The organism is Enterobacter sp. DVT3837 (assembly GCF_056238685.1).
Window position 1 is genome coordinate 2,394,188 of the sequence record NZ_JBWDLA010000001.1, and the last position, 12,304, is coordinate 2,406,491.

Annotated in this window: 11 protein-coding genes; 6 read left to right on the forward strand and 5 right to left on the reverse strand. The window is 53.8% G+C overall.

Features of this window, described 5'->3' with window-relative positions; all coding sequences use genetic code 11:
• Positions 1-59: 59 nt before the first annotated feature.
• The 5 genes from xni to queF all read right to left on the reverse strand — a co-directional run bounded on the left by xni (position 60) and on the right by queF (position 6,486).
• Positions 60-815 (reverse strand): flap endonuclease Xni, encoded by a 756-nt coding sequence (gene xni, locus AC0XWG_RS11755; RefSeq protein ID WP_128347312.1) that lies wholly within the window; start codon positions 813-815, stop codon positions 60-62.
• Positions 816-927: 112 nt separating this feature from the next.
• Complete coding sequence (locus AC0XWG_RS11760; protein ID WP_108091055.1) at positions 928-2,295, reverse strand: L-serine ammonia-lyase; 1,368 nt, start codon at positions 2,293-2,295, stop codon at positions 928-930.
• Between the two features lie 63 nt (positions 2,296-2,358).
• Positions 2,359-3,648 carry an HAAAP family serine/threonine permease gene (locus tag AC0XWG_RS11765; RefSeq protein ID WP_028016894.1) on the reverse strand — a complete coding sequence of 430 codons (1,290 nt, stop codon included), beginning with the start codon at positions 3,646-3,648 and terminating at the stop codon, positions 2,359-2,361.
• Positions 3,649-4,162: 514 nt separating this feature from the next.
• Positions 4,163-5,527, reverse strand: coding sequence for a nucleotide 5'-monophosphate nucleosidase PpnN (gene ppnN / locus AC0XWG_RS11770; protein WP_108091054.1), 1,365 nt, complete (start codon positions 5,525-5,527; stop codon positions 4,163-4,165).
• 116 nt (positions 5,528-5,643) lie between these two features.
• On the reverse strand, positions 5,644-6,486 hold the full coding sequence (queF, locus tag AC0XWG_RS11775) for an NADPH-dependent 7-cyano-7-deazaguanine reductase QueF (RefSeq protein ID WP_108091053.1): 843 nt from the start codon (positions 6,484-6,486) through the stop codon (positions 5,644-5,646).
• A 69-nt stretch (positions 6,487-6,555) separates the two neighbouring features.
• On the opposite strand from queF, the gene syd reads away from it, so the two are divergent.
• The 6 genes from syd to AC0XWG_RS11805 all read left to right on the forward strand — a co-directional run bounded on the left by syd (position 6,556) and on the right by AC0XWG_RS11805 (position 12,299).
• A complete protein-coding gene (gene syd, locus AC0XWG_RS11780) occupies positions 6,556-7,101 on the forward strand; it encodes a SecY-interacting protein (protein WP_134707880.1) in 546 nt (181 codons plus the stop codon).
• A 630-nt stretch (positions 7,102-7,731) separates the two neighbouring features.
• The gene (locus AC0XWG_RS11785) at positions 7,732-8,061 is read left to right on the forward strand and encodes a YqcC family protein (protein WP_128347313.1); all 330 of its coding nucleotides are present in this window, start codon (positions 7,732-7,734) and stop codon (positions 8,059-8,061) included.
• Positions 8,058-8,834, forward strand: coding sequence for a tRNA pseudouridine(65) synthase TruC (gene truC, locus AC0XWG_RS11790; protein ID WP_128347314.1), 777 nt, complete (start codon positions 8,058-8,060; stop codon positions 8,832-8,834). Before AC0XWG_RS11785 ends, truC begins: the two co-directional genes overlap by 4 nt.
• 24 nt (positions 8,835-8,858) lie before the next feature.
• A complete protein-coding gene (locus AC0XWG_RS11795; RefSeq protein ID WP_475680603.1) occupies positions 8,859-9,308 on the forward strand; it encodes a flavodoxin in 450 nt (149 codons plus the stop codon).
• A gap of 295 nt (positions 9,309-9,603) precedes the next feature.
• On the forward strand, positions 9,604-10,959 hold the full coding sequence (gudP, locus tag AC0XWG_RS11800) for a galactarate/glucarate/glycerate transporter GudP (protein WP_028016887.1): 1,356 nt from the start codon (positions 9,604-9,606) through the stop codon (positions 10,957-10,959).
• On the forward strand, positions 10,959-12,299 hold the full coding sequence (locus AC0XWG_RS11805) for an enolase C-terminal domain-like protein (RefSeq protein ID WP_475680778.1): 1,341 nt from the start codon (positions 10,959-10,961) through the stop codon (positions 12,297-12,299). Before gudP ends, AC0XWG_RS11805 begins: the two co-directional genes overlap by 1 nt.
• Positions 12,300-12,304 lie beyond the last annotated feature (5 nt).

A 12,304-nucleotide genomic window follows, 5' to 3' on the forward strand; every position in this document is an offset into this window, starting at 1 on the left:
GTGTGCTTTATTTTGCCCGGTGGCGCTGCGCTTACCGGGCAGACAAATCGTGAATTGTATTAACGTTCCAGCCTTAACTGCTGCAAGTTTCCGTCCAGCTGTAAACTCGTTTGTAGCGTCGCTACATCCCGGCAGATAAAGGCCATCTCTTTGTGTGCTTCAAGCTTCTTGCGCCATTTTTCCGGCACCTCATCCAGCCTGGCGTAAATCCCTTCCAGACTCTGAAAATCCGTTAGCAACTGAGCGGCACTTTTTGGTCCTATACCCGCGACACCCGGCACCTTCGAGCTGCTGATCCCCGCCAGCCCCCAGTAATCTGGTAGCTGTTCAGGCGAGACGCCAAACTCACTGGCAATGAAAGGGGCATCAAGCCAGCGTTTCTGGAAGTAATCACGGATGCGGATCGTAGGTGAGAGCAGCTGGCAGTAGCCTTTATCGGTTGAAACAATCGTCGCCTGATGCCCAGCGCTGGCAACTTTAACCGCAAGTGTTGCCGCCAGATCGTCAGCTTCATTGCCATGCGCCCCCCAGCAAGGGACGCCGCGCTGTTCAAAGGCGGCACGAATGGCGGGCATCTCGGCATGCAGATCGTCTGGCATCGGGGCACGTCCGGCCTTGTAATCAGGCAGGCGCTGGTGACGCCAGCCAGTGTTACGCGCTTCGTCGTCAAACACGGCCACAACATGAGTCGGTTCGCTATGGCGGATAAGCTGCTCCAGTGCGTGCAGGCAAGTGTCTTTACAGGGGGTGCCTTGTACCGCATGGATCCGGCGAATCAGGTTGAGTGCGTCGACAATAAGCAAATGAACAGCCACAGAGATTCTCCCTTAAATCTGATGGGTAAAGGGTAACACTGTCGGCAGGATGAAACGAATAGTGTGAGGGGAAACAGGAAGAAGCCTCGCAAAACGAGGCTTCCTGAGAGGCTTAATCGCAGGTAACGATCTTCATCGCCAGACCGCCGCGAGAGGTTTCGCGGTATTTGGCGTTCATATCTTTCCCGGTTTCGTACATGGTTTCGATAACTTTATCGAGACAGACGCGCGGTTCGCTGGTACGACGCAGGGCCATACGTGCAGCGTTTACCGCCTTCACGGAAGCGATCGCGTTACGCTCGATACACGGCACCTGCACCTGTCCGGCAACCGGGTCACAGGTCAGCCCCAGGTTATGTTCCATGCCGATTTCTGCGGCAATGCACACCTGCGTCGGGCTTGCACCCAACAGCTCAGCCAGACCCGCCGCCGCCATAGAGCAAGCCACACCGACTTCACCCTGACAGCCTACTTCCGCACCAGAAATTGACGCGTTCATCTTATACAGGGAACCGATCGCACTGGCGACTAGCAGGTAGCGCGCCAGAGAGTTAGCGTTCACTTCGCGGATAAACTTGTCGTAGTACGCGAGCACGGCCGGAACGATACCGCAGGCACCGTTGGTCGGCGCGGTGACCACGCGGCCACCTGCGGCGTTCTCCTCGTTTACTGCCAGCGCGAACATATTGATCCAGTCCACGACTGCCATAGGATCTGTTGTCGTTTTGTCGGTGCTGACCAACATACGGCGCAGCGCTGCTGCACGACGCGGCACGCGAAGCTTGCCAGGCAGAACGCCTTCGGTGGTGATCCCGCGCTCAATACCGCCGCGCATCACTTCCCAAACGTTAGCAAAGTGCTGTTCCAGCTCCGCTTTGCTGTGAAGTGCCAGCTCGTTTTTCATCATCAGGCCGGAGAGGGAAAGTCCTGTCTCCTGGCAGTGACGCTGAAGGTCCGCCGCAGTTTTGTACGGATAAGGCACGTCGACCGAAGAGGTACTGGTTTGACCAAAGTGGTCTTCGTCGACGATAAAACCGCCGCCGATAGAGTAGTAAGTCTGGCTGTATACCGCTTTGTCGCCGGCCAGCGCAGTGATACGCATACCGTTTTCGTGCAGCGACAGGTTGTCAGCATGGAAATTCATGCAGCGATCAACCGGGAATTCCACTTCATGTTCGCCATTTGCCAGCAGCAGGCGACCGTGGGTATTAACGTCCTGGATGAAGCCAGGGATCGCGTCAATATCAACGGTATCCGGCAGGTTTCCCGCCAGGCCCATGATAATGGCGATATCGGTATGGTGGCCTTTCCCGGTCAGGGAAAGAGAACCGTAAACATCAACAACCACGCGGGTTACGTCGTGCAGAATGCCGCGTGCAATCAAGTCATCCGTGAACTGCTTACCGGCTTTCATTGGTCCGACGGTGTGAGAGCTGGAAGGACCAATACCGATTTTGAAAATATCGAATACGCTAATCATGATGCGTCCATTGCTTTCAGTCAGAGAGGAAGAATGCGCCGCCCGAGGACGGCGCAGGAGGTATTAGCTGAACAGTGAGAAGAAAATAGCGGAGATGGCAATCAGACCCATCACAACAACGAAGACGTTGCTGATGTGGCCGCTGTATTTACGCATCGCAGGCACTTTCTGAATCGCGTACATAGGCATCAGGAACAGAATCATCGCGATAACCGGGCCACCCAGAGTTTCAATCATGCCCAGGATGCTTGGGTTCAGAGTCGCAACTGCCCAGGTGGTGATCAGCATGAACAGAGCGGTGATTTTGTTCAGCTTGCTGATTTCAATGCTCTTGCCTTTACCGCGCAGAGATTTGATCACCATACCGTTGAAGCCTTCACGCGCGCCCAGGTAGTGACCGAGGAAGGATTTGGTGATGGCGATAATCGCGATGATAGGTGCCATCCACGCAATGACTGGTGCGTTAAAGTGGTTCGCCAGGTAAGACAGAATAGAGATGTTCTGCTCTTTCGCTGCTGCCAGATCCGCCGGGGAGAGGCTGAGTACGCAGCTGAAGACGAAGAACATCACGGTCAGTACCATCATGATGTGTGCACGTGCCAGGATGCTGGAGCATTTCTTCTCTGCACCGTTGCCGTACTCTTCACGCTTCGCCACTGCGAAGGAGGAGATGATTGGGGAGTGGTTGAAGGAGAAGACCATTACCGGAATCGCCAGCCACAGGGTCATCAGCAGGCCGTTACCGGTTGCAGATGCGCTGCTCAGGGACAGGGTTTCCAGTGCTGCACCGTTCCACTGTGGGATCAGGTAGCAAGCCAGTACCATCAGAGCAATCACGAACGGGAAGACCAGTACGCTCATTGCTTTAACAATCATCTGCTCACCGAAGCGCACGATAGTCATCATGCCTACGATCAGGATCAGAGACAGAATTGCACGCGGAGGCGGCGTCATGTGCAGCTGGTGCGTCATGAAGCTTTCAACGGTGTTGGTGATTGCCACGCTGTAAACCAGCAGGATTGGGTAAATCGCGAAGAAGTAGAGCAGGGTAATCAGTTTACCTGCGCCGATACCGAAGTGCTCTTCAACCACTTCAGTGATGTCTTCGCCAGGGTTTTTACCGGACAGCACGAAGCGGGTCAGACCGCGGTGTGCGAAGAAGGTCATCGGGAAGGCAATGATGGCCATGATGATCAGCGGGATCAGACCGCCGACGCCTGCGTTGATAGGAAGGAACAGTACACCAGCGCCGATTGCTGTGCCGTAAAGGCCAAGCATCCACATGGTATCCGTTTTGCGCCAACCACTTCGGGATTCAATCGAAGCAACGGTGCTGGTTTGAGTGGTTTCCATCTGTATCTCCTGGAGGAAGCAAATTGTCAGGTTTTAAGTCAAATCCGATGAAAAAGTGCCTGACGGTAATATGAAATTCGTTCAGTGACGGTTTTTTAATAATTTTCACCCGTAACTATTGGCGGGCGGAAAGATACATTCTCGTTATGAATCTATCAGTGATCGCGATCTCAAATGCAATAATCCACTTATGATGTGGGCATCTTTAGACCATTTATCTGTTAAAAAAACATCAAAGAGAATTTACGGGCGCGAAGGCTACCACTAACGACATGTGAGCTGAAAGACAGGCCCGTGATATAGGTGTCTTTAGCTGTAAAGAAACGGGTTTTTAGTATTTTCTGGCGGGTAATTTGGATTAAGGCTGATAACTTACGGTTGTAAAATCAAGGTAATCGTTTGCGTTCTGGTGTGATTTGTAAAAGATATAAGCGAGCTATATGAATTGCTTCGGTAATAAAAAAGCCGGGACGCGTTGTATGACGACCCGGCTTTAAAGAGAAGACGCTAAGCGTTAAGTGCAGATTTCGTAGCAAGGAATGTAGGCTGAGCCTGGCAGCTTCATGCGGTGTTGGGCGACAAAGCCCTGCAGCATATCGTCCATGCGACGCATCATCTCCCGGTCACCGTGAATTTTGTACGGACCATGTTGTTCAATGGCGCGGATGCCCATCTCTTTCACGTTCCCCGCCACAATCCCGGAGAAGGCACGACGCAGATCGGCAGCCAGGACTTCCACCGGTTGATCCGGGTAGAGTTTCAGGTTCGCCATATTCTCGTGTGTAGGTTCGAATGGGATCTGCAGGTCCGGTGCAATACGAATTGACCAGTTGAAGCTGTAAGCATCGCCGGTATCACGACGATTCTCTTTCACCAGCGGCATCGATTTTTTCATCTGACGAGCCACTTCTGCTGCATCATCAATGATGATGCGATAGTGACGACGCGCGGATTCCCCCAGCGTATGCACGATGAACTCGTCCAGCACGCGGAAGTAGTCGGCGCTCTCTTTTGGTCCGGTCAGGATCAACGGCAGAACCTGATCTTTATTGGCCGGGTTCATCAGAATGCCCAGCAGATAAAGCAACTCTTCCGCTGTTCCCACACCGCCCGGGAAGATGATAATGCCGTGGGCGATACGGACAAACGCCTCAAGACGTTTCTCGATATCCGGCATGATAATCAGCTCATTAACCAGCGGGTTAGGTGGCTCAGCAGCGATGATTGACGGTTCGGTCATACCGATAAACCGCCCCTCTTTGTAACGCTGCTGTGCATGCCCAACCGCGGCACCTTTCATTGGCGCTTCCATTGCCCCTGGGCCACAGCCCGTACAGATATTCAGTTCACGCAGGCCGAGTTGCGTTCCCACCCGACGGGCATAGAGATATTCGGTTTCGTTAATGGAGTGGCCGCCCCAGCAAACGACCATGTTCGGTGCTTCGCCGACGTGCAGGGCACGAGCGTTTCGCAAAATCGAGAACACCAGGTTGGTGATATGGACAGAGCTTTCCAGATCGAGATGCTGGAAACGGCCTGCGTTGTGGATCTGCCCGTTAACAAACAGGATGTCACGCAGCACGGCAAACAGGTTGGCCTGAAGTGATCGAATAATGCGCCCGTCGACGAAGGCGTCTTCCGGCGGGTTGATCACTTCCAGTTTCACGCCACGCTCGCGGCGCAGCACGTTGATATCAAAGCTTTCGAAGCGGGACAGCAGTTCTTTACTGTTATCTGTCAGGCTTCCGGAGTTCAGTACGGCAAGTGAACAGTTACGAAACAGTTGATAAAGATCGCTGCTGGCCGTGCGTTTAAGCATGTCCACTTCCAGCTGCGACAACATATCCATTGAGCCAAGCGGGCTAATATGTGTAATCAAGTGAGCTCCTTACGGGACGATTATCGTCTTTCCCTGTTGATTACAATAGCCCTGGCTTATGAGATTTCACAACACTTCGGGCGGAATACCGCCCGCATATTATGAAAATATTTATGTTACTGACGCACCAGACGGCCAGTCGCAGGCACAAAATCGGTATTGGTGCGCCACGGGTTAATATCCAGCCCACCACGTCGGGTATAGCGCGCGTAAACGCTCAGCGTCTCAGGATGGCAGAAACGCTGAATGTCATTAAAGATGCGCTCCACGCATTGCTCGTGGAATTCATTGTGATGACGGAACGACACCAGATAGCGCAGCAGTTTTTCCCGGTCAATTTTCGGGCCACGATACTGGATCTGCACGGAACCCCAGTCCGGCTGATGGGTAATCAGGCAGTTGGACTTCAGCAGATGGCTGACCAGCGTCTCTTCGACCACCTTCCCGCTCGCCGCGTTTTCGAGGTAATCAGTGCTGAATTCGTAGCTGTTCACCTCGATATCCTGATCGTCGATGCAGGTACCGTTGAAGTGGGCAATGGGCTGCCCTTCGAGTTCATCCAGACGATACAATGAAACGCTTACGTTGCCCTGAGCGCAGGCACTTAAATCACGTTCCAGGGTGTGCTGAACGTCGTCCCAGCTATTGAATTTTGTCTGGTTAAAACTGTTGAGATAGAGCTTAAAACTTTTGGACTCAACGAGATTAACGCTGGCGTAATCCAGCTCAACATGGCCCACCGCCACCTGCGGCAAACCGCGAGCGTTAAGCCACGAGAGTTCGTACAGCGTCCAGATATCTCCGCCGACAAACGGCAGTGCATCCGCGTGTAAACCCAGAGGATCGCGATTCAGGCTGCGCGGCACACCCTGCAGCAGGCTTGCATCGTAGGTGTCGCGGTAATCGGTCGATTTACCCAGCGTTAAGCCGGTTAACGCCTGATGATTTTCGTAAGACATGTTTCATAGCCACTTTACAGGTACACTTATGGCCTGAGTTTATCCTGTCTTACAAGAAGAGAGAAATCGGTGGACATCGAAACTGCAAATGCCCTCACTACCTTCACGACCCGTTATTGCGATGCATGGCATGAAAAGCATGACACATGGCCACAAAGTACTGATTTATATGGCGTACCGTCACCGTGCATTATCTCTTCTCAGGATGATTACGTGATCTGGCAGCCGAAGCCCAATCCCGGTGAGCAAAATGTAAATGCGGTTGAACGGGCAATGGATATTGTGATACAATCTGCCGTTCATGCGTTTTATACCACGCAATTTGCAGGGGATATGCCTGCACGCTTTGCTGATATTACGTTGACCTTGTTGCAGACCTGGAGTGAAGACGATCTGCAGCGTGTTCAGGAAAACCTGATTGGGCATCTGGTCACGCAAAAGCGCCTTAAGCTTTCTCCGACACTCTTTATTGCCACGCTGGATAGCGAACTGGATGTAATATCCGTCTGTAACTTGTCTGGTGAAGTGGTTAAAGAGACAATCGGTACCCGCAATCGCGAAATCCTCGCCCCCTCTCTTGCGGATTTCCTTACACGAATTGAGCCACTGCTGTAATCCTTGATGCTACAGCGCGTGTGAGAGATCTCTTACAAGGTTTGTGAGAGATCGCTGGAACATTCAGTATTACCTTATTTAATTAAGATTAATATTACTCTGTTTTTCAATGGATTACTTGTTCATTGCATGACTTTTAGCGCTTTCTTAAGGCTTACACAACTGACAGGGTGGGTTGTAAGACGAAGCGGAATAGCGGATTCTATCTCCGTCGACAGGACGCCGACACGAGAAACGAACATCAGGATGATGGCGTTTCTTACTCAGGACACGTCAGGATGGCGCTGCAGGAAGGCTTCAGGATGAAGCAAAAGGATAACGCAAGATGCGTAAGGGACACCTCCAGGAAGGAGAATGAGAGCCGGTCAGGATGAGCGGTGGGTCAGGAAGGCCAGGATGTTTCAGGATGAAACAAACATATCAGGACGATATGTGCAGGATGCATCGGTTTACGGATGACCAGGCCTTCGGGCATCAGGAAAAGTTGTCACGGATGAGCAGGGAGCACGAATTGTAGCTGGAATGCTGCGAAACGAACCGGGAGCACTGTTTTTACAGTGCTCCCTTTTTTTATTTCTGTCTTCCGCAATGCTATGCTGCGCGCCGTTCATTTTTTCAGTTGAGGTTACTATGACGCAACACGATCGCGTTCGTGCCCGGTTGCACGCCATCGAAGCCCTTTTGCGCCAACATCAGCTGTGGCAGGAGACTGCACCGCAGCCAGAAGCGTTCGCAAGCACCCAGCCATTCTGCCTGGATACGCTGGCACCGTTCGAGTGGCTCCAGTGGGTATTAATTCCGCGTATGCACGCACTGCTGGAAGGCGGTCATCCGCTGCCACAGGCCTTTGCTGTTTCTCCCTATTATGAAATGGCGCTTGAGGCGACGCATCCAGCGCGCGACGTGATGCTGGTCGAACTGGAAAAGCTGGATGCCCTGTTTGCCGGTGAAGATGTATGACGCTTGAGATCCTCTTTCAGGATGAGTGGCTGGTGGCGGTGAATAAACCGTCCGGCTGGCTGGTGCACCGAAGCTGGCTGGATCGCGACGAGAAAGTCGTGGTAATGCAAACCGTGCGCGACCAGATTGGCCAGCATGTTTTCACTGCCCATCGTCTCGACAGGCCGACCTCCGGCGTTCTGCTGATGGGGTTGTCCAGCGAGGCAGGCCGCCTGCTGGCGCAGCAGTTCGAACAGCACCAGATCCAGAAACGCTACCACGCGATTGTCCGTGGCTGGCTTACGGAAAGTGCCACGCTGGACTATCCGCTGGTGGAGGAGCTGGACAAAATTGCCGATAAATTTGCCCGTGATGACAAAGGTCCGCAGCCTGCGGTGACAGATTATCGCGGCATGGCGACTACCGAAATGCCGGTGGCAACCAGCAAATTTCCGACCACACGCTACAGCCTGGTTGAGCTTCTGCCTAAAACCGGGCGTAAGCACCAGCTGCGACGCCATCTTGCGCACCTGCGCCACCCGATTATTGGCGACAGCAAACACGGCGATCTGCGCCAGAACCGCAGCGCGGCCGAACACTTTGGTTGCCATCGTCTGATGTTGCACGCCAGCGAGCTGAGCCTGACGCACCCGTTTACCGGCGAACCGCTAACTATACGTGCGGGGCTGGACGACGTCTGGATGCAGGCGCTGTCACAGTTTGGCTGGCTGGGACAACTCCCCGAAAATGAAAGGGTTGAGTTTGTATCGGGCAACGTTCAGGATGAACAGTAAACGCATTCAATATGGGAAAATATCATGGCTGAAGTAGGCATTTTTGTCGGCACAATGTACGGCAACTCGCTGCTGGTTGCGGAAGAGGCTGAGGCAATACTCGCCAGCCAGGGCCACAAAGCCACGGTCTATGAAGACCCGGAACTGGCAGACTGGAAAAAGTATCAAGATAAATACATTCTGGTGGTGACCCCCACCACCGGACAGGGCGATCTTCCGGACAGCATCGTGCCGCTTTTCCAGGGAATTAAAGACCAGCTCGGCTATCAGCCGGACGTTCACTACGGCATCATTGCGCTGGGCGATAGCTCTTACGCCAACTTCTGCGGCGGCGGTAAGCAGTTCGATGCTCTCCTGCAGGAGCAAAGCGCCCAACGCGTCGGCGAGATGCTGCTGATTGATGCGGGCGAACACCCTGAGCCTGAAAGCGAGTCGAACCCATGGGTTGAACACTGGGCGACGCTCCTTAAATAGTTCTGTATGCCGGGTAAGGCGTAGACGCCACCCGGCTGTACATCCCGCACCAAACGCCAATTCCGTGAACCACCTTCAACTCCCCTGGGCTAATGCCATAAACAACCTCTCACACCCCCTTTAATACTGTGTTTTTGCACGGTGAGAGACGGTGTCACTCCTTCATATACTTTTCCGGTCACTATAAAACGGCGTCAGGCCGTACCAAAACGACAAAACACAAATCTCATTCTGATTACCCTACCGGTGCTGTACAGAATGAACCAGGCGAAAGCTATGTTTCAGGAGTGCAACAATGAGTACATTAAGCCACGCAGCGAGCAGCGCTGAGAAGCGCACCAATGCCCGCTACTGGATAGTGGTGATGCTGTTTATCGTCACGTCCTTTAACTATGGTGACCGCGCCACGCTGTCGATTGCCGGCTCGGAAATGGCAAAAGACATCGGCCTTGATCCGGTGGGCATGGGTTACGTTTTCTCTGCATTCTCATGGGCCTACGTTATCGGGCAAATTCCTGGCGGCTGGCTGCTGGACCGTTTTGGATCTAAACGCGTCTATTTCTGGTCCATCTTTATCTGGTCGATGTTCACCCTGCTGCAGGGTTTCGTCGATATCTTCAGCGGCTTCGGCATTATTGTGGCGCTCTTCACGCTGCGCTTCCTGGTAGGCTTAGCGGAAGCGCCTTCCTTCCCGGGCAACAGCCGCATTGTGGCGGCATGGTTCCCGGCGCAGGAGAGGGGAACGGCGGTAGCGATCTTCAACTCCGCACAGTACTTCGCAACGGTGATCTTCGCGCCAATCATGGGCTGGCTGACGCATGAGGTGGGCTGGTCGCACGTATTCTTCTTCATGGGCGGGCTTGGGATCGTCATCAGCTTCATCTGGCTGAAAGTGATCCACGAACCTAATCAGCATCCCGGCGTGAACAAGAAAGAGCTGGAGTACATTGCCGAAGGCGGAGCGCTGATCAACATGGATCAAAAATCCGCAAAAGCAAAAGTCCCGTTCAGTCAGAAATGGGCACAGATCAAACAGCTTGTCGGCTCGCGGATGATGATCGGGATCTATCTTGGCCAGTATTGCATCAACGCCTTAACTTACTTCTTTATCACCTGGTTCCCGGTTTATCTGGTGCAGGCGCGTGGTATGTCGATTCTGAAAGCGGGGTTTGTCGCCTCTGTTCCGGCAATCTGCGGCTTCGTTGGGGGGGTGCTCGGCGGGGTGATTTCCGACTGGCTGATGCGCCGCACCGGTTCCCTGAACATCGCGCGAAAAACGCCGATTGTGCTCGGCATGCTGCTCTCCATGACCATGGTGTTCTGTAACTACGTAAATACCGAGTGGATGATTATCGGCTTCATGGCGATGGCTTTCTTCGGTAAAGGGATCGGTGCGCTGGGCTGGGCGGTGATGGCAGATACTGCGCCAAAAGAGATCAGTGGTCTGAGCGGCGGTCTGTTCAACATGTTCGGCAACATCTCCGGGATTGTCACCCCCATCGCTATCGGCTACATCGTCGGCACGACGGGCTCTTTCAACGGTGCGCTGATCTACGTGGGTGTGCATGCGCTGGTGGCGGTGCTGAGTTACCTGGTGCTGGTGGGGGATATCAAACGCGTCGAACTTAAACCTGTTGCGGAGCGTGGATGATGACAACGCAATCAAGCCCAATCGTCACTGAGATGAAGGTCATCCCGGTGGCCGGGCAGGACAGTATGCTGCTGAATATTGGCGGCGCACATAACGCCTGGTTTACCCGTAATGTCGTTGTGCTGACAGACAGTGCAGGGAATACCGGCGTGGGCGAAGCGCCTGGCGGAGAGGTGATTTATCAGACGCTGGTCGATGCCATACCTCGGGTGGTGGGTCAGGAGATCGCCCGGTTGAATAGGGTGGTCCAGCAGGTACATAAGGGAAATCAGTCGGCAGACTTTGATACCTTCGGAAAAGGGGCGTGGACGTTTGAACTGCGCGTCAATGCTGTCGCCGCTCTGGAAGCCGCCCTGCTTGATTTACTGGGCAAGACCTTGCATGTCCCGGTCTGCGAATTGCTGGGGCCCGGCAAGCAGCGCGATGCGGTGACGGTGCTCGGCTATCTGTTTTATGTTGGCGATCGCAACAAAACCGACCTGCCTTATCTGGCTCACTCGCCTGGCCGCCACGAGTGGTATCACCTGCGTCATCAGGAAGCGCTCTCCGGTGAAAGCGTTGTCCGGCTGGCTGAGGCGGCCCAGGATCGTTACGGTTTTAAAGATTTCAAGCTTAAAGGCGGCGTACTGCCAGGTGAGCAGGAGATTGAAACGGCCCGGGCGCTGAAAACACGCTTCCCGGAGGCGCGTATCACGGTTGATCCGAACGGAGCATGGCTGCTGGATGAAGCGATCAGCTTGTGTAAAGGGCTGGGGAATGTCCTGACCTATGCGGAAGATCCCTGCGGCGCCGAACAGGGATTCTCGGGTCGTGAAGTCATGGCCGAGTTCCGTCGCGCCACCGGGTTGCCAGTCGCCACCAACATGATCGCGACCAACTGGCGCGAAATGGGTCACGCTGTGATGCTGAACGCTGTCGATATTCCGCTGGCTGACCCGCATTTCTGGACGCTTTCAGGTGCAGTACGTGTCGCACAGCTGTGCGATGACTGGGGGCTAACCTGGGGCTGCCACTCCAACAACCACTTTGATATTTCGCTGGCGATGTTTACCCACGTTGGCGCGGCGGTACCGGGTAACCCCACCGCTATCGACACCCACTGGATTTGGCAGGAGGGTGAAGCTCGCCTGACCAAAAATCCGCTTGAGATCAAAAACGGCAAAATTGCTGTGCCGGATGCGCCTGGGCTGGGTGTAGAGCTTGACTGGGATCAGGTTCATAAAGCCCATGAGGCGTATAAAAAACTGCCTGGTGGTGCGCGTAACGACGCAGGACCAATGCAGTATCTTATCCCCGGCTGGACATTTGACCGTAAGCGCCCTGTTTTCGGACGTCACTGATAAAA